At 65.7% G+C, this 23003-nt stretch carries 21 protein-coding genes, 1 tRNA gene and 1 pseudogene; 12 read left to right on the forward strand and 11 right to left on the reverse strand.

Annotation, left to right across the window (positions count from 1 at the left end):
- From GORHZ_RS20370 to GORHZ_RS29620, 6 genes are all read right to left on the reverse strand, one after another.
- The coding region (locus GORHZ_RS20370) for a 2-oxoglutarate and iron-dependent oxygenase domain-containing protein (RefSeq protein ID WP_006336343.1) at positions 1 to 744 on the reverse strand (744 nt) is incomplete at its 3' end.
- Between the two features lie 123 nt (positions 745 to 867).
- Positions 868 to 2307 carry a nucleobase:cation symporter-2 family protein gene (locus GORHZ_RS20375; protein WP_006336345.1) on the reverse strand — a complete coding sequence of 480 codons (1440 nt, stop codon included), beginning with the start codon at positions 2305 to 2307 and terminating at the stop codon, positions 868 to 870.
- A gap of 1186 nt (positions 2308 to 3493) precedes the next feature.
- Positions 3494 to 3850 carry a hypothetical protein gene (locus GORHZ_RS20380; protein ID WP_006336347.1) on the reverse strand — a complete coding sequence of 119 codons (357 nt, stop codon included), beginning with the start codon at positions 3848 to 3850 and terminating at the stop codon, positions 3494 to 3496.
- A 198-nt stretch (positions 3851 to 4048) separates the two neighbouring features.
- Positions 4049 to 4624 (reverse strand): DUF6431 domain-containing protein, encoded by a 576-nt coding sequence (locus tag GORHZ_RS29615; RefSeq protein ID WP_006336348.1) that lies wholly within the window; start codon positions 4622 to 4624, stop codon positions 4049 to 4051.
- A 240-nt stretch (positions 4625 to 4864) separates the two neighbouring features.
- Positions 4865 to 5074, reverse strand: coding sequence for a hypothetical protein (locus GORHZ_RS20390; protein WP_006336349.1), 210 nt, complete (start codon positions 5072 to 5074; stop codon positions 4865 to 4867).
- Between the two features lie 667 nt (positions 5075 to 5741).
- Entirely contained in the window at positions 5742 to 6086 is a 345-nt protein-coding gene (locus GORHZ_RS29620) for a hypothetical protein (protein ID WP_157205285.1), read from the reverse strand.
- A gap of 616 nt (positions 6087 to 6702) precedes the next feature.
- On the opposite strand from GORHZ_RS29620, the pseudogene GORHZ_RS30225 reads away from it, so the two are divergent.
- Both GORHZ_RS30225 and GORHZ_RS32395 read left to right on the forward strand, forming a co-directional pair.
- Positions 6703 to 6867, forward strand: a pseudogene (locus GORHZ_RS30225) (ISNCY family transposase); the annotation flags it as partial.
- A gap of 923 nt (positions 6868 to 7790) precedes the next feature.
- On the forward strand, positions 7791 to 7943 hold the full coding sequence (locus tag GORHZ_RS32395) for a ubiquitination-like system serine protease family protein (RefSeq protein WP_494516560.1): 153 nt from the start codon (positions 7791 to 7793) through the stop codon (positions 7941 to 7943).
- A 665-nt stretch (positions 7944 to 8608) separates the two neighbouring features.
- Here the strand turns inward: GORHZ_RS32395 and GORHZ_RS20410 are convergent.
- Positions 8609 to 8926 (reverse strand): hypothetical protein, encoded by a 318-nt coding sequence (locus tag GORHZ_RS20410; protein WP_157205286.1) that lies wholly within the window; start codon positions 8924 to 8926, stop codon positions 8609 to 8611.
- Positions 8927 to 9139: 213 nt separating this feature from the next.
- Between GORHZ_RS20410 and GORHZ_RS20415 the strand changes: the two genes are divergently transcribed.
- The gene (locus tag GORHZ_RS20415; RefSeq protein WP_040532711.1) at positions 9140 to 9475 is read left to right on the forward strand and encodes a DUF3024 domain-containing protein; all 336 of its coding nucleotides are present in this window, start codon (positions 9140 to 9142) and stop codon (positions 9473 to 9475) included.
- A 235-nt stretch (positions 9476 to 9710) separates the two neighbouring features.
- Here GORHZ_RS20415 and GORHZ_RS20420 read toward each other — a convergent pair.
- Positions 9711 to 9796 (reverse strand) — tRNA-Leu (locus GORHZ_RS20420).
- Between the two features lie 399 nt (positions 9797 to 10195).
- Here GORHZ_RS20420 and GORHZ_RS20425 point away from each other — a divergent pair.
- The 7 genes from GORHZ_RS20425 (at position 10196) to pknB (ending at position 19799) form a co-directional block, all read left to right on the forward strand.
- A complete protein-coding gene (locus GORHZ_RS20425; RefSeq protein ID WP_006336355.1) occupies positions 10196 to 11320 on the forward strand; it encodes an FHA domain-containing protein in 1125 nt (374 codons plus the stop codon).
- Positions 11321 to 11539: 219 nt separating this feature from the next.
- Positions 11540 to 12004 carry an FHA domain-containing protein FhaB/FipA gene (locus GORHZ_RS20430; RefSeq protein WP_006336356.1) on the forward strand — a complete coding sequence of 155 codons (465 nt, stop codon included), beginning with the start codon at positions 11540 to 11542 and terminating at the stop codon, positions 12002 to 12004.
- A complete protein-coding gene (locus tag GORHZ_RS20435; RefSeq protein WP_006336357.1) occupies positions 12001 to 13497 on the forward strand; it encodes a PP2C family protein-serine/threonine phosphatase in 1497 nt (498 codons plus the stop codon). The genes GORHZ_RS20430 and GORHZ_RS20435 overlap by 4 nt, the downstream gene beginning before the upstream one ends.
- Positions 13498 to 14928 carry an FtsW/RodA/SpoVE family cell cycle protein gene (locus GORHZ_RS20440; RefSeq protein ID WP_006336358.1) on the forward strand — a complete coding sequence of 477 codons (1431 nt, stop codon included), beginning with the start codon at positions 13498 to 13500 and terminating at the stop codon, positions 14926 to 14928.
- Positions 14925 to 16430 carry a peptidoglycan D,D-transpeptidase FtsI family protein gene (locus tag GORHZ_RS20445; RefSeq protein ID WP_006336359.1) on the forward strand — a complete coding sequence of 502 codons (1506 nt, stop codon included), beginning with the start codon at positions 14925 to 14927 and terminating at the stop codon, positions 16428 to 16430. Before GORHZ_RS20440 ends, GORHZ_RS20445 begins: the two co-directional genes overlap by 4 nt.
- Positions 16430 to 17791 (forward strand): serine/threonine-protein kinase, encoded by a 1362-nt coding sequence (locus tag GORHZ_RS20450; protein ID WP_006336360.1) that lies wholly within the window; start codon positions 16430 to 16432, stop codon positions 17789 to 17791. Before GORHZ_RS20445 ends, GORHZ_RS20450 begins: the two co-directional genes overlap by 1 nt.
- A 73-nt stretch (positions 17792 to 17864) precedes the next feature.
- Positions 17865 to 19799 (forward strand): Stk1 family PASTA domain-containing Ser/Thr kinase, encoded by a 1935-nt coding sequence (gene pknB / locus GORHZ_RS20455; protein WP_040532694.1) that lies wholly within the window; start codon positions 17865 to 17867, stop codon positions 19797 to 19799.
- Between the two features lie 35 nt (positions 19800 to 19834).
- Here the strand turns inward: pknB and GORHZ_RS20460 are convergent, their stop codons facing one another.
- Positions 19835 to 20518, reverse strand: a complete 684-nt coding sequence (locus tag GORHZ_RS20460; RefSeq protein ID WP_006336370.1) for an aminodeoxychorismate/anthranilate synthase component II — start codon at positions 20516 to 20518, stop codon at positions 19835 to 19837.
- A gap of 110 nt (positions 20519 to 20628) precedes the next feature.
- Between GORHZ_RS20460 and crgA the strand changes: the two genes are divergently transcribed.
- Together crgA and GORHZ_RS20470 are read left to right on the forward strand one after the other, a co-directional pair.
- Positions 20629 to 20919, forward strand: coding sequence for a cell division protein CrgA (gene crgA, locus GORHZ_RS20465; RefSeq protein ID WP_006336371.1), 291 nt, complete (start codon positions 20629 to 20631; stop codon positions 20917 to 20919).
- Positions 20920 to 21000: 81 nt separating this feature from the next.
- Positions 21001 to 21531 carry a PH domain-containing protein gene (locus GORHZ_RS20470; protein WP_040532698.1) on the forward strand — a complete coding sequence of 177 codons (531 nt, stop codon included), beginning with the start codon at positions 21001 to 21003 and terminating at the stop codon, positions 21529 to 21531.
- Positions 21532 to 21598: 67 nt separating this feature from the next.
- Here GORHZ_RS20470 and GORHZ_RS20475 read toward each other — a convergent pair whose 3' ends face one another.
- Together GORHZ_RS20475 and GORHZ_RS20480 are read right to left on the reverse strand one after the other, a co-directional pair.
- Positions 21599 to 22543, reverse strand: coding sequence for a rhomboid family intramembrane serine protease (locus GORHZ_RS20475; protein ID WP_083877379.1), 945 nt, complete (start codon positions 22541 to 22543; stop codon positions 21599 to 21601).
- Positions 22540 to 23003 (reverse strand): peptidylprolyl isomerase (locus tag GORHZ_RS20480; RefSeq protein ID WP_006336375.1); only part of this gene is annotated, 464 nt, incomplete at its 5' end. The genes GORHZ_RS20475 and GORHZ_RS20480, both read right to left, overlap by 4 nt.

A 23003-nucleotide genomic window follows, 5' to 3' on the forward strand; every position in this document is an offset into this window, starting at 1 on the left:
GTCGTCGGCCGGTTCGACGGGCGTCCATGCCTGTCCTTGGGCCTCTGCTCCGGGAAGAACCTGCAATCCGCCCTGACCCGCGCGCTGAAACAGCAGGGTCAACGCATCGAAGTCGGTGTGGGCGCCGGCCCGCCACACCCCGTCGACGCCGAGCATGTCCTCGGGAAACGGGTAGTAGTGCAGCAAACGCAGGGTGGACTGGTAGTTCGGGGATTCGGGATCGTGTGCGCGGGTGAAGAAGTCGCGGTCGACACCCAGACGTACCGCGAAGCAGCTCAGCAGGTCCATGGCGATCGACCAGCATTTACGTTCGAATGCCTCGATGGTCGAGCGGAATCCGGTGATCTCCTCTTCTGACGGCCAGAGCTCGCTCATCCGCGGCCGCGTGTACTGGTAGGACTCCTTCTCGTCGGCCGTCCCGACCGAAGGCCGAACCTGGGATTTGTACTCCCAGCCGGCATTGGTGCCCTTCTTGAGCGGATACTGTTGCTTGACCTCGGCGGGCAGGGCGAAGAACGCCTCGGCCATGGTGAAGGCCTGATTGACCTCGGCCATATCGATGCCATGGTCGACCACCTGGAAGAAGCCGATATCGGTGGCCGCCGACCAGAGCTGGTCGGCGATCTCCTCGAATCGGTGGGTGAAGTCGGCGATGCTGATCGTGCGCACCTCGCGGTCGCTGTTCTCGGTGCCGAGCCCGCCCATGCGGGATTCGCGGTCAAGTTCGGTGAGTGCGTAATTCATGGAAGATGTCCTTTGGCTGATGTCGGGCGTCAATCGACGCCGGACTGCTGTGGCTGATGTCGGGCGTCGGTCGACGCCGGACTGGGGTATCGGTGTGGGTGACGAGGAGTCTGGTGGGAGTGGTCAGTGCGTGGCGCAGGCCGACTCGCGGTTCTTGCGCCAGGTGAACGCGAGGTTGAGCAGGATCGCGACGCAGATGCCGGTGGCGACGCCGCTGCTCAGCACCTGCTGGGCGGCGGCCGGGAACTGGCTGTAGAACCCGCTGATCGTGGTGGGTAGCAACGCGATACCGAGCGCGGCAGCGGTCACGATCACGTTCGCGTTGTCGGTGAAGTCGACGTGGCCGAGGATGCGGATACCCACCACGGCAATGGTGCCGAACATGACGACCGCTGCCGCTCCCAGGACGGGGCGCGGGATCGCCGCGACCACCTGCCCCACGACCGGGAAGAACGCCAGGCCCATCAGCATCGCACCGGTCACCACGGTGACATACCGGCTGAACACCTTGGTGAGGGTCAGGATGCCGACATTCTGGGCGAACGTAACGTACATGAACGACTGGAACAGGCCGCCGCCGAGAGCGTTGACCACACCGTCGGCGCGGACCGCGGCGGCCAGCTTGTGCGGCGGTACCGTCTTGCCGACGACGTCGCCGACAGCGTTGACTTGTCCGGCGAGTTCCACGATGAGAACGATCTGGATGATCGCCAGCGAACAGATCGCGAGCAGATCGAATCGCGGCGCGCCGAAGTGCAGCAGATCGGGGACCGAGAAGGCACGTCCGCCGCCGACCGAGGAGAAGTCGAGCTTCCCGGACACCGCCGCGACCACGATGCCGCACACCATGCCGGCGAGAACCGCGACCGGGCGGAGCCCCTGGGGCAGGAAGCGGTAGCACAGCAGGATGGCCAATGCGGTCGCCGCGGCCAGCCCGATCGCTGACGGGGAAGCGAAATCGGCTGCCGTCGGATTGGCTCCGACGATCATCTTGCCGCCGGCCGGGATCAACTGGATACCGATGAGCAGGATCGTCGTGCCGATGACCACCGGCGGAAAGTACTTCATCACCTTCGACACCAGGGGTGCCACCGCAATGGTCGCGAGTCCGACGACGAGAACTGCTCCGTACATCGTTTGCAGGCCGCTGCCCTGCCCGATGATGAGCATGGGGGCGATGCCGGTGTAGGACGCGCCGATCACCATGGGGAGCCCGACGCCGACCTTCCAGATGCCCAGCGACTGCAGGATGGTGCCGAAACCACACAGCAGCAGGTCAGCCGTGACCAGGTAGACCAGATCAGCGGTCGACAGGTTGAGTGCGGAGGCGACGACGACGGGCACGGTCACGGTGCTCGCGTACATCACCAGTAAGTGCTGAAGTCCAAAGATCACCAGGCGCACCGGCGACGGCACGCTGTCAACCGGATACTTCGGCTCGACACCCTGCGGCGTGGCCGACGTGTCGGTGACCGCAACGATCTCGTCTGATGTTGCGCGTGAATCGATTTCGGGCGAGGAGCGCAATCGCTGTGTGATGCGCGTCAGTGTGGGGCTGGTCATGGATGGGTCCTGTGCTTCGATCGGCCCGGCGTGAACCGGGGACAACGACGCGGAAGGCGATTCTCGAGGAACGACGTTGTTCACGTCGCCTTCCACGAGATCGCACGCGCTTTTCGAAAGCGGTGGACACCACCCGTCCGACGACCCGAGAGAGTCGGGTCCGACGAGGAGGCCCCGTAACGCGCCGAGGACCGGAGTCCTCGATACGTGCAATCCATAACTTGCAGCACCTAGTAGACCCAAGTCCTGTTACCGACACGCAAAATCATGTAACGAGATCGTGAACAGACCCGGCTCGGGATCGCCACGGGCGCGAACCTAGCCCTCGTCGGGTGGAAGCCCCGAGATCGTGGGATCAGAGCTGCAAATGCCAGGACCCGGCGTACACCTCCTTGGACCTCGGTGGTCGAAGCGCCGGTGTCGCCGCCGACGGTGACGCTGATGATCAGCAAGCCGTCGACGATCTCCCAGGATCTGTTCTCTGAGCCCTGCCATGCGGCGCAGTATGCCGCAGACCCCGGCCCCGTCATCAGGATCAATCGAGCAGGGCCAACGAGGAGCCGGCGAACCCACGTCCTGCCTGGCCGCCATGCCTCACCAACTCCCCCGCGCCCTACTAAGCGGGCGTGCACAGGCTCCGCAGAATTGTTCGACCGGAGGGCACCGAAACCTGAACAAGCCGAAGAACACATCTCAGCGGCACGACGACGCTGCCGACGATGCCCCCTCCCCCAGGCCCGGCCTCTCATCAACGGCCGCACCTCACCGTTCGGCAGACCGAAGACGAACGCAAGGTTGTCGCATGACCACCCGCACCCTCCGACCCGTCGTCCAGCTCAAGGGAGACACGGTGCGCCCATGCGCACCCGTGGCCGAGTGGGCCGCCCGCGCTCTTCGCACCCCCGGCCGGTGGCTTGGCGCTACGCCGATAATGCCGCGTTCTGTCAATCTGCACCCCGGCCTCGTGCTGAGCCTGCGGTCAGGATCTGGCGTGGATCAACCGTGGTCGGAGAGCGTGCCGGCCGAAGCGTGGAATTGCTGGCGACAGGCGCGCGGTCGCCGGCGCGGTAGCTGCCGGTAGCAGGCTGCGGCTATACTGATGGTGCCCAGGCAGTAGCCGTTGGGAAGTGACCCGGCAGCCATCCGGACGGTTGGTGAGCCGGGTTTCGCGCTGTCTGCGGTCGCTTTATCCGTCGACGTCGACGATGGTGACCGAGTTGATGACCGGCTGGACCCGGCGGCGCCACTCCCCGCCCTTGGCGTAACACCACACCACCGCATCCGACACCCACAGCATCGGTTCGGCGGCCGGCCGCTGGTGTTCGTAGACCAGCTGCGGCACCCCGTGCCGGCGGACGGCGGTGTAGAGCACGGCCCGGTCGGCGGCCAGCAGGCTGTCGTCTTGCTCGATGACCAGCCGAGTCGCCGACACCGCGGCGAGATCACCGACCACGGCCTCGAGCGCCGCGCGGCGGCCGCGCCGCGGATCGGTGATCGGCGAGGCGTCGTAGATGGTGACCGACAGATCCAACTCACAGATCACCGAGCAGATCTTGCGGCGCCTGTTGACCGTCGCCGAGGATGAAGACGACGGCGTCACTGTGGATGCAGACGTGATTTCGGGAGTTGGTCTGCATGGTGACGGGGTGATCGTTACCGAGACGCGGTGGTCGTCATAGTGACGGCTATCCGCAGGCATGGCGATGACGCCCCCGGCCGGGCGCGCAGGGGGAATCGGAGGTCAGCCAGGTGGCGCCAGAAGTCGGCCGCGGGTGTACATCCCGATCAGGGTCCACCGCGGCTCATCAAGGCCGTAGCGGCGGCGGTCCCAGTAGGCCGCCGCCGCCAGCAGCGACAGCGCGTGGTGCAACATGTTCCCTTGGTAGCGCAGCGTGGTGAACGTGTCGGGGTCCAAGGCGAGCAGCTGCTCGGTCCCGGCGCGTGCGAGACGGTCCACGTGTGCTGGCGGTAGTCGACGAAACCAGCGGCGCACGGTGGACAACGGCCGCCCCATAATCGCCGAGATAGCTCGGTGTCCGAGTCCATGTGCCTTGTGCAGCAACGCTGTTCCAATTACTGCGGTGGTGTCGGCGTGGCGTGGCTGCAGGGCAGCGGGCATCACGATATGTGTCGCAGAGCAGGACCGGCATCGGGTGCGGCGGGGTCGAACGGTGATCGTGGCGTCGTCGTGATCGCGCACGGTGCGCCGCCGGCCGTAGCCCCAGGAACTCAGTTGGCCGTCGCGGCACAGCGGGCAGCGCAGTTCGCCGGCGGCGAGTAGTTCCTCGGCCAGTTCGCCGGTGCGCGCGACGATCACCGCAGACCCAGTCCATGATGCACCAGTCTTACCTATCACCCGTGGGCTGGCATAGGGGTCAATTCGTGTTGGGCGACACCAGAATCGACGCGGCCGCCGTCACCGACTGTGACGATCTCGGGATTCGGCATCGCGCCAAAGCCGAAATGGAGTCTCGACGAGCAGACCACCAAGGGGTCCGTTTTTGGGCACGCTGATGATGCAGACTACCGCCGTCCCCGACACAGGCCTTCGACAAACTCAATGACGATGACCCCCGCCGTGGTCGTCACACAGCGAGACGGTCAACAGGCGCCGCGGATCGGATTCCTTGGTGAATTGAATCCGACGTTGCCCACGCGCCCGCAGATCGTGCAGCGCCTTGCGATTCTCCACGACCGCGGCCGGGTCGGTCACGGTACAGGCGACAACAAGGCCGCGCACCTTGCTCTCGTCGACAACCGCCTGCACTCCCGGAACGCTATCACCCGCCAAAAACCGGTCACGAACTGCGGGAACACCCCCACCGACAGCACACGAGCGAACACCCGCAGCGAGAGGTCGGCGCCGCCCGGCTCAGCTTGATCCGACTCGATCGCCGTCCCCGCTCACCGCTGATGAAGTGAAAGCACGACGCGTCTGTTCTGTGGTCGACAGTGGACCTCTCGCACCGATAATGACGAACTCTGTCAACCGGGACCGTCGTGCTCCCCCCCGCCGGGCCGCCCGTGCTCGGCGGCGTTCCTCGGGTGACCGGCGCCGACGTGGTGGGTTCGATCATGCACCGAGACCCGGGTCCGATCACCCCGCCACCGTGGTCACCCGCACCAACCTCGCCTACTGGCGAGGGCATGCGTAAGGCCGGATCGGCGGCACGTGACGTGCCGCCTCCTCCGTCGAGGTGGGTGACGCGTCGCGCCAGAGCGGGCTCCGAACGCTGTGACGGGCCACCGTCACAGTTATGTAATGAATTTACGGCGCGGGACACGCTACTAGGTCGGTCCTTGGTTGGTTCGCAATCGATACGGGAAGGCACGAACAGCGTCACGATCAGCCCCCGGGCGCCGCTCAAAGCCTCCGAAAGTAGAACAGCCTTTACCAGGCTGTGCAAGCCGAACAGAACAACGAATCCATGTCGTTAGGAGCCGAAGCTCGAACCCGAATTCAAGGTGCACGGGACGCCGGGTACTACGACGATCGATGTCGACTTTTCCGACGTGGACTGGGTCGCGGTAATGGTGTTCAGGCCGACTTCCCCGGGCATTGTGCGGAAGGTGGTGGTCGCCTTTCCCGCTGACGGGGGGACATTTACTTTGCCGACACCGCCGCCGTTCGGATACTGCAAGGCGAAGGTCACCGGATCTCTTGTGTCGACGTATGCGGTCACCGTGATGTCGCAGCCTGTGCCATAGACTCCGCCGACACCGGGAGAAACCTGCACTGCGGTCACCGCGGCCGAGGCCGGTGACGCCGCCGCGATCACCAGTGCTCCCAATGCGGCCGCGACACCGCCGGCCACGCCCACGCGACGGAGTTGCGTTGAACCACCAAACATTCTCATCATTCACCTTTCGCTAGCCCCGGGCTTTCATGCTGTGTTAGTGCCGTAGCGGAGAAAGAAATGCTCTGACCTGCGATGATCCCGATCGCCGTCGCCTTCACTACCTGATTCGGAACACCCTACGGGCGTGCTATGCGCGTTGCCCTGCCTCGGAAAGTTCTACCGAGGAGCATCCTCGACTCTATTTGGCAAATGTCAGGACCGGGGCCTACTCGCGCTATACGATAGGACCCGCTTTCCTGTCCTGGACGGTGTGGAACCGTTCATGACAAAGGCCCCGCAACACACCCCCTGGCGGGGCCTTTGTCATGTATGCGGACCTCATTTCGCCGCGACGGCCTATTTCGCGGACGGCCCGAGACTCCCATTTCGGACATTACCGGCAAAAGCGGAGCAGCTGAAGTGCGATTGTTTTCGAATCCGCCGATGAGCGGCCGGCAAAGCACTACTTCGATCGCGTTCGGACACGGATCGATTCACTTGACGCTGCCACCACTCCAGGGGACTTACCCGACCGTTGACCGTTCAGCGCCCGCGGCGGACCGGGGTCGAAGGCAGAATCAGCACACTCAAACGCGGATACGGTTGGGACAGAACCCGAATCGACACCACCGCGGGAGCCCAGACATGGGTCAGACACGGCGTCCTCGCCCATAATCTCGTCAAGATCAGCACCCTGGCAGCCCACACCGAGGCAGCATGACCCGCTCGATCCGATCTAGCGAGGAAACCGGCCCCGCTTCCCGTCGCAGCAACTCCACACTGCCCACCGAGGTGGGGTTTTGCAGGTCGAAGTGGTTAGGAGCCGAAACCCGAACCCGGGCACGGGGCGCCGGGTACGACGAGGAAGGATGTCGACTTTTGCGACCCGGACTGGGTCGCGGTGACGGTGTACTGGCCGGTTTCCACTGTCTTGTAGCCATAAAAGGTGATGGGGACCGTTCCAACTAAAACCCTGGGAGATACCGTGGTGATACTTTTGCCGCTCGGATACCTCATGGTGACGGCCAGCTGATCGGTTGTGTCGACGATTGTGTTCACCGTGACTTCGCAGTCTGTGCCGTACACAGGGAAAGGGACGACCCAAACCGCGGTCACCGCGGCCGATGCCGGTGATGCAGCGGCGAGTACCAGTCCTGCGGATGCGGCCGCGGCACCGCTGGCCACGGCCATGCGGCGGAGTTTCGTTGTACGCCTGAACATTCTCGTTCACCTTTCGCTATGTCGATCGTTTATGGGTTGCCAATCGATTAGGGGAAAGGCATGAACAGCCTCCACGATTCCACCACCTGGCGCCGCTCACAGCCGCTGAAAGTAAAACAGCGTTTACCGGGCTGTGCAAGCCGAACAGAACAGCGAATCCCCGGGGATTCGGAGCTGCGGCCCGCGCGAAACCATGCACAACATATGAATAGGTTCTGTGGACAGACAGCTCTGCTGGGGGGTTCGATGAGTGAACATGGTTCTTTCGCGCCGGCGAATCGATCGCCGGGCCCGGCCGCTACGACGCCGGACACAGTGTCAGCTACACCCCGTATTACAGCGATCCCGAGTGTGCTCACCTGATCGGCCTGATGCTCTGGCACCCCTGCCCGATCAGCGCACAGCGCGGATTCCCGCACGACGATCCGGGCGTCGGACCGAAACGCACGGACCGGGGACGCATGGGGATACCAGCACGCCGACGACCCGGCCCACATCACCCTGATCGGATCGGTCCTCGACCCCGAATGCGGATGGCACGGACACATCCGCAACGGGCAATGGGAACCATGCTGACCCGACACCCGCCGCGCTGACAGCTATAGACGTTTATGGACGTTTATGGCGTCCGGCTGCAGCCGAGTCGCTGACGGTCTTCACCAACACCTCGAGGGGAGGTGACTTCATGGACCCGTTGACCATCGCACACGGCGTGTGGTTCGGCGTCGGCCTCGTCTTCGGCTGGATCGACCTGCCATCCATCCACCTCGGACTGTGATGCACACGCCATTTAGTCCTAATTAATTCTGCTTATTGTTTGCAAGGTGTTGCCCGTCGTACCCAACAATTTCCGGGTTATCGGTGATGTAGCTGTTAGCGCCCTGGTCTTTAGTTTGCGCCGCGTTGCTAATGAACGAACCGGGAGTATAGCCATTCTAGGTCGTCACCGGCGAACGGAACGGATCGGACCCAGGTGTTGCAGCGGTTCGACGGTCCTGTTCGGGACGACCCGGTGTCCGCGGAGCTTGCTTCGCTGCCGACCGAGCGCGCCCGCCCAATCCGGCAGTTCTACTCGTGGCCGGGCAAGCGGAACTACGAAGACTCGTGGTGGTCGAGCACAGTTCGCCGACATGTGGCGTTCGATTACCGGATCTCTCCGTAGCCGACGGCGTCCGAGTCGAGGTGGATCAGCTCCCTACGAAAAGGCCAACTCTATTGAGAATCGGTCAACCGAATTCTTCTCAGAATTCTTGGCCTTTCCGCAGGTCACGATGGCCAGCATCAACGAGAACGGACATCCACCACTGATCGAGTTCGGTCTGGCGACTCGGCTTCCGGTTCCGCAGGTGCAGGCGAAAATCGGGGTCTTTGACCTGAATATCGCTCGCGCCAGTGGTCTCTGTGGAGGTCTCGTCGTGGACGACGTAGAGGGCGAACGAGCGGACTTGACTGGCCAACGGATCAAGATCCCATCCCGCCGAGATGTAGACGATGTAATGGTATGTGTCAGTGGACCCGACTACTCCCCTGTCCGTCAGGGATACGAATGGCATCGCCATCGAAACCACGGGAGAGGCGCGCACAGCGCAGACGCGCTGCCGGATAAGACAGGTGTGGGCAAAATCGTGTCCGCCCATGGGCAGTTATTCATGTCCGTCGACATGTGTCAAGGGACACCGGGAAGTGCCCACGGGCGGACATGAAAACTGCCCACGGGCGGTCACGAAAGTGCCCGCTGACACCGCCACGCGGACAGTGCTTGGATAGTGCTCGTGGCCATCCCTGACACCGACATCGCCCGTGTCCGCCGGTGGTGCATTGCCCGTGTCCCCGAGCACGCCCGCCACCAGGTGGGGGTGGACTACGACCTCGCGGATCGGCACATCACCATCGTCGAGACCCGCGCGCCTTGGGACGGTTCCAACCGCGACTGGACGCGGGCGCCGATCGCTCGGCTGCACTACACGGCATCCCGGCGCGAGTGGACGCTCTACTGGCGGGACCGCAACCACAAATTCCACCGCTACGACCAGCTCGACCCCACCCCGGACGTCGAGAGGCTGCTCGACCACATCGCCAACAGCGGCGACCCCGTCTTCTGGGGATAGCCTCCCCATCCTGCGGGGTGAAAAGCAAACGGAGACAACAGATACCGCACATCAACCAGCACCCGTCGACGACCGGATTCATTTAGTCAATGACGTCGTCGGCGCTCTATCGATCCAAAGTGAAATCCCCGACTGCAATCGCCATCACCCAATTCTGGGCGGACCTCCCAACACAGAAGATCAGGCCGCAAATCTGCAACCTGACCTTTGTCATCGAACTGAGCTGAACCGCTCGTGGTGGGCGAAGGGGGACTTGAACCCCCACGTCCCGAAGGACACTGGCACCTGAAGCCAGCGCGTCTGCCATTCCGCCACTCGCCCGTGGCTGTCCGCGTGGACTGCAAGACGATAGCAAGACCGACCGCCGGAAGTAAAACTCGGCCCCTCCGTCCGCCTCGACGCCCCCTGCGGATAGGACCGAATCATCCCGCCGAATCGCCCCGCCGCGACCATCCGCCACCAAATCGGTAGCAATCTGGCAACACATGTTCGCTGATCAACAACAGCGGTTCAGCATCGGAAATGATTGATTAACTGCAGGTCAAGGCGCTTTCACGGAGTAGTGTGAACTTGACAACGTCGGTGGTGCCGATGTTGCGCACGCGGCTGAATTGACGGGAACCCCGGCGCATTGGGCACAATCGGTATCATCTAGCCAGGCCAGATGGTGGGCGACACGCCGTGGGCCATGAAATTGTAAGCCGCGAAGGGAGGTCGACGGTGGGGATTCTGCAACGCTTCGAGCGCAAGATCTCGGGTGCCGTCGACGATGGTTTTGCCCGGGTGTTCGGTGGCGCCGTTGCCCCACAGGAGATCGAGAACGGGCTGCAGCGCGAAGCCCGGGAGGGTCTCGAGGACATCGGGGACGGTTTGCTCCTCGCGCCGAACAGCTACACACTGCAGTTCAGCCCGTCCGACTACGCGCATGTCGCCGCGGAGTACGAACTCAATCGCAAGACGTACTCCAAGCACCTGGAGACCTTTCTCGCCGACAACGGCTGGCAGACCTACGGTCGCGTCGTCGTCGAGTTCGACCAGTCGCCGTCGCTACACACCGGTATCTTCCGTGCACACGGAACAGTGAATCCGGATGTGACACCGCGGCCCATCAATACCGGCCCGCCCAAAGCACAGGCCGACCAGCACCCACAAGGTGCCGATCAAGAAGCAGGAGCCCCACAGATGACCAACAACCCCGGATACGACCAGCGCAGGGCTGCCGACCCGGCGTACGACCAGGGTGGCCAGCATGGTGGCTACGACTACCCCCAGAACGGCCACGACCAGGGCTACGGCGCCCAGGCGTACGCCCAGCAGGGCTACGGCCAGCCGTCCTATGAGCAGGGCTATGCCCAGCAGGGGTACGACCAGGGCTACGGCCAGCAGGGCTACGGTCAGCCGGCATATGACCAGCAGGGCTACGGCCAGGGCGGATACGACCAGGGTTACGGCCAGCAGCCCGGCTACGACTATCAGCAGGGCTACGCCCAGCAACCCACCTACAGCTATCAGCAGAGCGCCTTCGAGCAGAGCTACGGACGCACCGGTGTCTACGCCCCCGCGTCGATCACTCTGATGCTCGAGGACGGCAGCAACCGCACCTTCCAGCTGCGCGAGGGATCGAACATCATCGGCCGTGGGCAGGACGCCCAGTTCCGCCTCCCGGACACCGGGGTGTCGCGCCGCCACATCGAGATCCGCTGGGATGGCCAGACCGCGATGCTGACCGACCTGAACTCGACCAACGGGACGACCGTCAACGAGCTGCAGGTGAGCAGCTGGGAACTCGCCGACGGCGACCGCATCCGCATCGGCCACTCCGACATCACGGTCCGGTTCCACTAACCGTCGGCTGGTCGCGGGTATTCGTTCCGCGAGAATCTGCACCCCATCGGTCCAGGTCTCGCGGGGTTTTCATGCCGCGTCGATACCGAACTGTCACATCTGGATAGCGGTGAACCCGGACTCTGCCCATAAGATGCAGTCGGGTCCTTATTCGATGACCGGCGCCCGGGTGGATCGACGGGGCCGAAAGGGGTTGATGGCGCTGGAGGTGAACACTCAATGCAGGGCTTGGTGCTGCAGCTGACCCGGCTCGGGTTCCTGTTGCTGCTCTGGCTGTTCGTCTACGCCGTCATCCGCACCATCCGGGCTGACATCGCCACCGCGGGCGGGAGCCGGCTGCCGCGATACGCGCGCAACGACAAGCGGCAGCGAACCGCCCGCACGGCACGCGGCGCGGCACGCTATCTCGTGGTCACCCAGGGCGCTCTGGCCAACACCCGGATCACCCTCGGCACGCAACCCGTGCTGCTCGGCCGCGCCGACGACTCGACGCTGGTGCTCACCGACGACTACGCCTCCGAACGGCACGCCCGGCTCTCACGCCGCGGCGACGACTGGTACGTCGAGGACCTCGGTTCCACCAACGGCACCTATCTGGACCGGTCCAAGGTGACGACGGCGGTGAAGGTGCCGCTGAGCACGCCGATCCGGATCGGCAAGACCGTGATCGAGCTACGCCCGTGACTCTCGTGCTGCGCTACATCGCGCGAAGCGACCGAGGCCTGGTACGCGCCAACAACGAGGACTCCGTCTACGCCGGAGCCCGCCTGCTCGCGCTCGCCGACGGCATGGGCGGACACGCGGCCGGCGAGGTGGCCAGCCAGCTCGTCATCGGCGCGATGCGGTCCCTCGACGACGACGAACCCGGCGGTGACCTGCTCGCCAAACTCGACCGGGCCGTCCATCAGGGCAACGCCGCGATCGCCGCCCAGGTCGAGCACTCCCCCGAACTCGACGGCATGGGCACCACGCTCACCGCGATCCTGTTCGCCGGCCCCCGTATCGGCCTGTGCCACATCGGCGACTCCCGCGGCTACCTGTACCGCGACGGGCAGATCTCCCAGATCACCCGCGACGACACGTTCGTGCAGACCCTCGTCGACGAGGGCCGCATCACCGCCGAGCAGGCACATACCCATCCGCAACGGTCGCTGATCATGCGCGCGCTGACCGGTCACGAGGTCGAACCCACCCTCACCATCCGCGAGGCCCGAGCCGGTGACCGCTACCTGCTCTGCAGCGACGGACTGTCCGACGTGGTCAGCGAGGAGACCCTGGCCGACACCCTCGGGTCGATCACCGATCACAAGGAGTGCGCGGACCGTCTCATCGAACTGGCGCTACGCGGCGGCGGCCCCGACAACGTGACGGTCGTCGTCGCCGACGTGGTGGACAACGAGATCGGCGAATCGCGGCCCATCGTCGGCGGCGCCGCCGGACACGACGACGAGGGCTACACCCCCAACCCGTCGACCGCGGCCGGGCGAGCCGCGGCATTGCGCGCACCGGCCGCCGAACCGCAGCGGCCCACCATCGTCACCGACGACGAACCACCGCGGCAGCGCAGCCCGCTGCGCCGATGGCTGATGATCGGGGCCGCCGTCGGCGTCGTGGCGCTGATCATCGCCGGGTTCTTCATCGTGCGGGCGATGGTGCAGAACACCTACTACGTCGGATCCCAGGACGGCAACGTGGTGATCTTCCAGGGCTCCCCCGACGAGGTGCTGTTCCTCGACCTCAGTTCGGGCGCACAGACGGTCTGCGTCACCGGGATCGACCAGGAGACTCCGCAGGTCGAGTTCGTCGACTACGGCGGCGACAACACCTGCACCCCGCTGGACACCTCCGATCTCGCCGAGCTCGACCGCAACGCGATCAACGGCAAGACGATCCGGAACATGTCGCTGTCGGATGCGCAATACCGGGTGCAGCAGCTGAACTTCCTGCCGCTGTGCCCGGCACCGGTGACGCCGCCCGCCAGCCCCGCACCCGCCGCACCTCCCGGAGCGCCGCTGACCCCGACGGGTATCCCCCGGACGGTCACACAAGCCACGCCGGGTGCACAGTCCGCATCCGTCGCACCGTCGGAGTCCGCGACGACGAGCGCGACCGCGTCGGCGCCGTCGGTGTCGGCGCTCTATGACGCCGACGGCAACAAGATCTGCCGGGGCCGATAGATGACACAGACCGCCGCGACCGGCCACGCCCCGCCGCGCCAACCACCCGAACAGACCGGCCGCACCATCGAACTGGTGCTGCTCGGATTCGCCATCGGTCTGGTGACGGTGGCGCTGATCATCGTGCAGGCCGCGCAGGGCCAGACGCTGTCATGGGATTTGGCGAAGTACGTCGCCGCCTACGCTGCCTTGTTCGGCGTCGCCCACTTCGTGATCCGCCGCTACGCACCGCATGCCGATCCGCTGCTGCTGCCGGTGGTGGCGGTGCTCAACGGCCTCGGCCTGGTCCTGATCCACCGTCTGGACCTCGGTTCCGGCGCGACCGGTGAAACGATCGACGTCACCGAACGCACCAACAACGCCGACCAGCAACTGCTGTGGGCGGTGCTCGGCATCATCGCGTTCTCGGCGATCCTCATCCTGGTCCGCGATCACCGCACGCTGTCGCGTTACGCCTACACGCTGGGTCTGGGCGGTCTGATCTTTCTCGCGCTGCCGGCGATCCTGCCGTCGTCGCTGTCGGAGATCAACGGATCGAAGAACTGGATCCGCACGCCGTTCTTCAACATCCAGCCCGGCGAGTTCTCCAAGATCCTGATCATCATCTTCACGGCCGCCCTGCTGGTCAGCAAGCGTGATCTGTTCACCACCGCCGGCAGGCACGTCCTGGGCATGGACCTGCCGCGGGCCCGCGATCTCGGTCCGCTGCTGGTGGCGTGGGTCGTCACCATCGGCATCTTCGCGCTGGAGAACGACCTCGGCGGTCCGCTGCTGATCTTCTCCACCATCCTGGTGATGCTTTATGTGGCGACCGAACGGGTCGGCTGGGTCATCATCGGTGTCACCCTGTTCGTCGCGGGTGCGCTGCTCGCCTACCAGTTGTTCCCGCATCTGCAGGTTCGCGTCTCGGTGTGGCAGGACCCGTTCGCCGACTTCGCCGGCAGTGGCTATCAGGTGGGTCAGAGTCTGTTCGGTCTGGCCACCGGCGGTCTGTTCGGCACGGGTCTGGGATCGGGGCGGCCCAACATCGTGCCGTTCGCCAACACCGACTTCATCATCGCGACCATCGGTGAGGAACTCGGCCTGGTCGGCCTCGCCGCGATCCTGGTGTTGTACCTGATCTTCGTGACGCGGGGGCTGCGGACCGGGATCGCGGTGCGCGACTCGTTCGGCAAGCTGTTGGCGACCGGTCTGTCGTTCACGATCGCCGTGCAGGTGTTCGTGGTGGTCGGCGGTGTCACGAAGCTGATCCCGCTGACGGGTCTGACCACCCCGTTCATGTCCTACGGCGGATCGTCGCTGCTGGCCAACTACATCCTGCTCGCGCTGCTGATCCGGATCTCCAACGCCGCACGGGAACCGGACCCGACGCGTCGTCGTCCGACGCCCAAGAAGATCGACTCGCTGCCGACGCAGGCGGTGAAACGATGAACAAGCCCATTCAGCGGATCTCCATCGTGGTGATCGTGATGACCGTCGTGTTGTTGGCCAACGCCACGTACGTGCAGGTGTTCAAGGCCAACGCGCTGAAGTCGGACCCGCGCAACAACCGGGTGCTGCTCGACGAGTATGCCCGTCAGCGGGGTGCGATCACGTCGGTCGGCGGGTCGGTGGTCGCGGTGTCGGTCCCGACCGACGGTCGCCTCAAGTTCCTGCGGACCTATCCGCCGAACGGTGCCGAGGCCTTCGCACCGGTGACCGGCTACTACTCGTTCCAGTACGGCAGTGCCGGTCTGGAGTTGTACGAGAACTCGATCCTGAGCGGCAACGACGACCGGTTGTTCGGGCAGCGCTTCATCGACATGTTCTCCGGCCGGGACCCGCGCGGCGGCAACGTGGTCACCACCATCAACTCGCGACTGCAGCGTGTGGCCTTCGACGGTCTGCGCAACGGCTGTCAGGGCGGCTGTCGTGGCGCGGTCGTCGCGATCCAGCCGAACACCGGCAAGATCCTGGCGATGGCGTCGTCGCCGAGTTACGACCCCAACGATCTGGCCAGCCACGACCAGGCCGTGCGGGAACGCAGCTGGGCGGCGTGGAACGAGCCCGACGACATCAACATGCCGATGCTCAACCGGGCCATCAACCAGCTCTACCCGCCGGGGTCGACGTTCAAGGTGGTCACCACCGCGTCGGCGTTGCGCGACGGCATCAGCACCGACATCCGGCTGACCGCCTCCCCGACTATCGTGCTGCCGGACACCGTCACGACACTGTCGAACTACGGCGGGGAGACCTGCCCGGGATCGGTGCGCGGAACCGTGACGCTGACGCAGGCGTTCCAGTACTCGTGCAACACCGCCTTCGTCGACCTGACGACCAGCAAGATGCAGGATCCGATCAACGTGTTCCGCGAGACCGCGCAGCGCTTCGGGATCGACGAGAAGCAACCCGACACCCCGCTGCCGGTGACCACCTCGACGGTCGGCCCGATCCCCGACCTCGCCGCACTGGGTCAGTCGTCGATCGGCCAGCGTGACGTGCGGGTGACACCGATGCAGATGGCGATGGTGGCGGCGACGGTCGCCAACGGTGGAGTCCGGATGCAGCCGTATCTGGTGGACAAGCTGCAGGCCGCGGATCTGCGGACGCTGCAGACCACGCAGCCGACGACCATCAACGAGCCGATCAGTTCCGACCAGGCCGCGACACTGACGTCGCTGATGATCGATTCGGAACGGTCGACGCTGGGTGCCGGCGGCCCGGTGTCGATCGCGTCGAAGACCGGCACGGCCGAGCACTCCGACTCCTCGGATGTCGAATCCGAGACCCCGTATTCCTGGTACATCGCGTTCGGCCCGTCGTCGAACGCGCAGATCGCCGTGGCCGTCGTCGTGGAGAACGGTGATCTCGGACCCGCCTCGACCGGCGGTGCCGTGGCCGCGCCGATCGGACGATCGGTGATCAACGCCCTGGTAGGAGGTGCAGGCTGATGACGTTGCAGAGCGGCACCACCATCGCCGACCGCTATCGGTTGATGCGTCTCATCGCGACCGGTGGCATGGGTCAGGTGTGGGAGGCCGTCGACACCCGGCTCAATCGGCGTGTGGCGGTCAAGGTACTCAAGGCCGAGTACTCCAACGACCCGGAGTTCACCGCGCGGTTCCGGACCGAGGCGCAGACGACGGCGAAGCTCAACGATCCCGGCATCGCCAACGTCTTCGACTACGGCGAGACCCCCGACCGGGGTGGCGGCGCCCCGCTGGCCTATCTCGTCATGGAGCTCGTCGACGGCGAGCCGCTCAATTCGGTGATCGCGCGGATGGGCCGGCTGAACCTGACGAACACGCTCGACATGCTCGAGCAGACGGGGCGCGCATTGCAGGCGGCGCACAGTCAGAAGCTGGTGCACCGTGACGTGAAGCCGGGCAACATCCTGATCACCCCGACCGGTCAGGTGAAGATCACCGACTTCGGCATCGCCAAGGCGGTCGACGCGGCGCCGGTCACCCAGACCGGCATGGTGATGGGCACCGCCCAGTACATCTCGCCCGAACAGGCGACCGGTGACGAGGCGACCGCGGCGTCCGACGTGTACTCGCTCGGGGTGGTCGGCTACGAGTCGCTGACGGGGCGGCGCCCGTTCCTCGGTGACGGGGCGATCACCGTGGCGATGAAGCACATCCGGGAGACCCCGCCGCCGCTGCCGTCGACGGTGCCGGCGAATGTGCGCGAGCTCATCGAGATCACCATGTCCAAGGATCCGAAGCAGCGGTACTCCAACGGCGGCGAGTTCGCCGATGCCGTCGCCGCGGTCCGGGCCGGTCATCATCCGCCACGCCCCGGTGGGGTCGCGGGTGCGGCCGCCGCGGGTGCCGCGGTCGCGGCGATGCGTCCGACCCGGGCGATGACGTCGGCGGCGAGCACCCAACCGTCGACGGCACGCACCACGAGCCGGCCACCGAGCCGGCCGCTGCCACCGGTCGACGACAACAGCTGGACCACCGGGCAGAAGGTGCTGGCCGGGGTCGCCGCGGTCCTGGTGATCGCGGCACTCGCGCTGATCGGTTACTGGCTGGCGAACCTCAACTCGTCGTCGTCGCAGCAGACGCCCACGTCGTCGGCGACCACGACCATCACCGAGACCACCACGACGGTCCAGGAGAACCCGGTGCAGACCACCGAGGAGCCGACGACCACCACGACCACCCCGACGACGACCACCACCGAACCCACGACGACGACCCAAGAGCCGACCACCACCCAAGAGCCGACCACGGACACCACCGACACCGGCGCGCCGACCGCCGAGATCCCGGTGCTGCCGTCGTTCCAGATCCCCGGACTGGGCTGATGGCCGCACCGACGACGGACGTGCGCGGTCGTCCCCAGCCAGACACGGAGCCAGACACGGAGAGAGCCCGGTGATGTCGACGCCACACCACCTCTCCGACCGCTACGAACTCGGGGAAACCCTCGGCTTCGGCGGCATGAGTGAGGTGCACTTCGCCCGCGACCTGCGGTTGCACCGGGACGTCGCGGTCAAGGTGCTGCGCGCCGACCTGGCCCGCGATCCCACGTTCTACCTGCGGTTCCGCCGCGAGGCGCAGAATGCGGCCAAGCTGAACCATCCGACGATCGTGCAGGTCTTCGACACCGGTGAGGCCGAGACCGACGACGGGCCGCTGCCGTTCATCGTGATGGAGTACGTCGACGGGGACACGCTGCGGGACGTGTTGCGGGCGAACGGATCGGTGTCGCCGCGACAGGCGATGACGTGGATGGCCGATGTGGCCGCGGCGATGGACTTCTCGCACCGCAACGGGATCGTGCACCGCGACATGAAACCGGCCAACGTGATGATCGACCGGTCGGGTGCGGTCAAGGTGATGGATTTCGGCATCGCGCGCGCGATGAGCGACTCGACGTCGACGATGACGCAGACCTCGGCGGTGCTGGGGACGGCGCAGTACCTGTCGCCGGAGCAGGCGCGTGGCATCAAGGTGGACCCACGCAGCGACATCTACTCGATGGGCTGTGTGCTGTTCGAGTTGTTGACCGGGGAGCCGCCGTTCGTCGGTGACTCGCCGATCGCCGTCGCTCATCAGCATGTGCACGAGGACCCGCGCTGGCCGTCGTCGGTCCGTGAGGAGATCCCCCGCGAGCTCGATTCGGTCGTCCTCAAGGCGATGAGCAAGAACCCGGCCAACCGCTACCAGTCGGCGGCGGAAATGCGCTCGGACCTGATCAAGGTGCTCGCCGGCGGGAAGCCGTCGGCGCCGATGCTGATGACCGACGAGGACCGCACCGAGTTCATGGACCTCGGGCCGCGGCGGTCCCAGCCCGACACCGGCCCGCGCCGGGCGATCGGTCTGCATCGTCGCGACGGAGCTCCCGACGAGCCGGACGCCCGCGCCGACGACACGTCCCGATCGTGGCGGCTGCGTGCCCTGCTGATCGGCGCCGCCGTGCTGGTCGTGGCGCTCGTCTCGGGTCTGCTGCTGTGGGCGCCGTGGGGATCGGATGTCGCCCGTCAGATCCCGGTGCCGATGGTCGCCGGCCAACCGGCGGCGCAGGCCCGCGACAGCCTCGAGCAGGCCGGGTTCCGGGTCAAACAGCTCGACGAACCGTCCCTCGACGTCGCGGAGGGGTCGGCGACCCGTTCGACACCCGCAGAGAACGTGCTGGCGACCGAGGGGTCGGAGATCACGCTGTACATCTCCAGCGGTCCGCAACGACTACAGATCCCCGACCTGCGCGGCAAGACACCCGACGAGGCCACCGAGCAACTGCGGGTGCTCGGGTTCTCCAACGTCAGGACCGACCGGGTCGATTCGACGGGTGCGCTCAAGGACAAGGTCGTCAACACGACGCCCCCGACGGGTACCGAGGTGCCGGTCAACGGTGCGGTCGTCGTCCACATCGGCAACGGCCCGCGCGAGATCACGATCCCCGATGTCACCGGTCAGACCGAAGCGGCGGCGCGGACGGTCCTCGAACAGGTCGGGCTCAAGGTGGTGACGGTGTCGGGTGACTCCGAGTTGCCCGCAGGCACCGTGGTGAGCAGTTCGCCGGGCGCCGGCGCGACGGTCGAGCAGGGCGACACCGTGCAGATCACGGTGTCACGCGGCAACATGTTCGTGATGCCGAACCTGCGGGGTCAGACGCCCGAGCAGGCCCGCGGCACCCTCACCGGCTCCGGATGGCAGGCCTCGACGCTCACCCAGTCGACCCGCAACGTCCCGATCACCAGCTCCGACGACGGGAAGATCCTCAGCCAGACACCGGCGGCCGGAACCCGGGTCCGCAAGGACAGCGCGGTGTCCATCGTCGTCGGACGGGCGAGTCTGCTCCCCGGCTGAGCGGCCCGACGACCCGGGCCCGTAGACGGTCCCGGTCAGCCGATCGCGGCGGCCATCTCCGCCTCCAGCGCGGCGACCCGAGACTCGTCGACGTCGATGCCGCACACGGCCAACCAGTTGGCCAGCATCCGGTGGCCGCCCTGGGTGAGCACGCTCTCGGGATGGAACTGCACGCCGTGGATGGGCAGTTCCCGGTGTTTCATCGCCATCACGATGCCGGATTCGGTGCGACCGGTGACGACGAGTTCGTCGGGAATCGTCTCCGGAACCACGGTCAGCGAGTGATAGCGGGTTGCGGTGAACGGATCGGGCAGTCCGGCGAGGACCCCGGTGTCGGTGTGGAAGACCAGCGACGTCTTGCCGTGCAGCAGTTCCGGCGCCCGGTCGACGGTGGCACCGAACGCTGCGCCGATCGCCTGATGTCCCAGACACACGCCCAGCAGCGGCAACCCGGTCTCGCGGGCGACACCCACCATCGGAATGGTCACCCCGGCACGCTGCGGTGTGCCCGGTCCCGGACTGAGCAGCACACCGTCGAACCCGTCGACGGCGGCACTCGGGTCGTCGAGCTGCGGATCGTCGTTTCGCCAGACCACGGCCTCCACGCCGAGCTGCCCCAGGTACTGGACCAGGTTGTAGACGAAGCTGTCGTAATTGTCGATGACGAGGATGCGGCCGGCCGCCGTGCCGGCCCCCACATGCGCAGACGACTGATTCACCCCGTCAGGCTACCGCGCAGGTGCGATACCGTAGAAAGGAGTTTTCTGCGACCGACAGCCGCCGAGAGCTGTTCAGTACTCGAGAGCTGTTTAGTACTACAGAGGAAGTCATGCCCAAGTCAAAAGTCCGGAAGAAGACCGACTACACCATCAACCCGGCGAGCCGGACCCCGGTGAAGGTGAAGACGGGACCCTCGAGCACGATCTACGTCGCCATCATGCTCGGTCTGATGATCCTCGGTTTGGCGTGGCTGATCGTCTTCTACCTCGTCGCGACCCCGTCCGCGCTCGGCGCCGACGGCAAGGCCCTGCACTGGATGAACCAGCTCGGCCCGTGGAACTTCCTGATCGGGTTCTCCCTGATGGTGGCCGGTTTGTTGATGACGATGCGGTGGCGCTGACGCCTCGACTCACATGTGTGTAATTCATCCACACTGTGGAAATCACATGTGTGTAAGTCATCCCCACTGTGAGTAAGTCCTGTGGATAACTCCGCTCATCTGTCCACACGGGCATGGTCGACCCCTCGATCAGCTGCGACGGTGATGGCCGTGGGTGGTGTGATCCTGCTGATCGGGGCGGTGCTGACAGCATCGGATCCGGTCGGCCTGCTGTTGATGGGCCTGGCCGGGTTGCTGCTGTTGGGATTCTCCGCCTACGCGTTCGTGATGCGCCCACGTCTGGCGGTGTCATTCGACGACACGACGACCGGCGAGGGAACGTTCGGAGGCCAGCCGACGCTGACGATGCGCACGCTGGGCGGCACACACACCTACCCGGCCGATCGCATCGACCGCATCCGGGTGCTGGATTTCCGACGTATCGGCCGTCGCACCGGTCAGCTCGAGATCGACGTCCTGACCGAGGGCGCGCCCACGCACGCCGACGGCGACGGCCCACGCGAGGACACGAGACTGCTGGTGTTCAGCCGGTGGGACCTCGGCGCCGACCTCGGCGAGGTCGCCGAGGACCTCCGCCGGGCCGGTTTCACCGTCGAGGATCGCCGCCGCTGACCGCCTGCTCCCTGAGTGCTCAGCCTGATCCCTTGGGCCCGATCCCCGGGACCTGATTCCTGGGCGCTCAGCCCAACGGGATCCGGGAACTCGGGAACGCCAACCCGGCCCCGACACCGATGACCACCGCGATGACGAGGAGCCCGATCATTGCGATCCACCCGACCCGTGACGCGGCGGCCGCGGTGCGACGTTCGGGTGCGAGCACCCATTGGGGCCCGAAGATGATGCCGGCGGTCGCCGCGGCCCCGAACACCAGGCCGCCGACGTGGGCGAACAGCGATATCCCCGGAATCGTCACCGACAACACCAGGTTGAGCACGATGATCGTGATCACCGGTGTGGGTGAGGCCCGGGCCTTGATCACCACGACGAGCACCGCGCCCATCAGGCCGTAGATCGCCCCCGACGCGCCGGCGTTCACGCCGTTGTCGGCGCCCAACACCATCACCGCGGCGCTGCCGCCGAGCAGTGCCGTGAGATAGACCCCGAGATAACGCGGTATCCCGATGGCGATCTCCAGGTCGCGTCCCAGGATGTAGAGGGAGAGCATGTTGACCGCGATGTGGGTCACCGAGAAGTGCAGGAATCCGGCGGTCAGCAGCCGCCAGTACTCACCATCGGCGACCCACGGTTTGTAGAGCGCCCAGTCGACGAACAGCTGCGACCGGAGCATGTCGACGCCTCGGGCCTGCAGTGCGCAGATCACGAAGATGACGACGTTGACCGCGATCAGACCGTAGGTGGCGTAGGGCCGCGAGGCCACCAGTGGTTTGGCGACCATGGGCCGGATGCCCCGGTCCCCGAACTGCGGAACGGTGGTCCGCTGCATCCCGTCGGCGCGCAGACAGTCCAGACAGTGCTGGCCGACCGCGGCCGGTCGCAGGCACTCGGGGCACGCGGGCCGCCCGCACCGGCTGCAGGACAGGCCGGTGGGGCGGTCGGGGTGTCGGTAACAGACCGCCGGAGGCCCGGCGGCGTACCGCGGATCGGGATATGCGGGCCCGGTCAGCTGAAGTCGATCTTCTCGATGACGACCGGCTCCAGCGGGCGATCGGCGCGATCGGTCGACGTCGTCGCGATGGCGTCGACCACCTTCTTGGACTCCTCGTCGGTGACCTCACCGAAGATGGTATGGCGCCGATTCAGGTGCGGGGTGGCCTCCACGGTGATGAAGAACTGGGACCCGTTGGTGCCCGGCCCGGCGTTGGCCATGGCCAGCAGATAGGGACGGTCGAATCGCAGCTCCGGATGGAACTCGTCCTCGAAGCGGAAGCCGGGGCCGCCACGACCGGTGCCCGTCGGGTCACCGCCCTGGATCATGAAGCCCTCGATGACGCGGTGGAAGACCGAACCGTCGTAGAACGGTCCGCTGTCGCCTCCGGAGGCGTTCGGCTGGCTGTACTCCTTTGTGCCCTCGCCGAGGCCCACGAAGTTCGCCACCGTCTTGGGTGCGTGATTCGGAAAGAGTT

The sequence above is a fragment of the Gordonia rhizosphera NBRC 16068 genome (genome assembly GCF_000298195.1).
In the GTDB taxonomy this organism is placed as follows: Bacteria; Actinomycetota; Actinomycetes; order Mycobacteriales; family Mycobacteriaceae; genus Gordonia; species Gordonia rhizosphera.

Excerpts from the sequence above, each read along its gene's own strand:
- GORHZ_RS20440 (WP_006336358.1), top strand. The coding sequence starts at position 13,498 with ATGACACAGACCGCCGCGACCGGCCACGCCCCGCCGCGCCAACCACCC.
- GORHZ_RS20430 (WP_006336356.1), top strand. The coding sequence starts at position 11,540 with ATGCAGGGCTTGGTGCTGCAGCTGACCCGGCTCGGGTTCCTGTTGCTG.
- GORHZ_RS20375 (WP_006336345.1), bottom strand. The coding sequence starts at position 2,307 with ATGACCAGCCCCACACTGACGCGCATCACACAGCGATTGCGCTCCTCG.
- crgA (WP_006336371.1), top strand. The coding sequence starts at position 20,629 with ATGCCCAAGTCAAAAGTCCGGAAGAAGACCGACTACACCATCAACCCG.
- GORHZ_RS20445 (WP_006336359.1), top strand. The coding sequence starts at position 14,925 with ATGAACAAGCCCATTCAGCGGATCTCCATCGTGGTGATCGTGATGACC.
- pknB (WP_040532694.1), top strand. The coding sequence starts at position 17,865 with ATGTCGACGCCACACCACCTCTCCGACCGCTACGAACTCGGGGAAACC.
- GORHZ_RS20410 (WP_157205286.1), bottom strand. The coding sequence starts at position 8,926 with ATGGCGATGCCATTCGTATCCCTGACGGACAGGGGAGTAGTCGGGTCC.
- GORHZ_RS20450 (WP_006336360.1), top strand. The coding sequence starts at position 16,430 with ATGACGTTGCAGAGCGGCACCACCATCGCCGACCGCTATCGGTTGATG.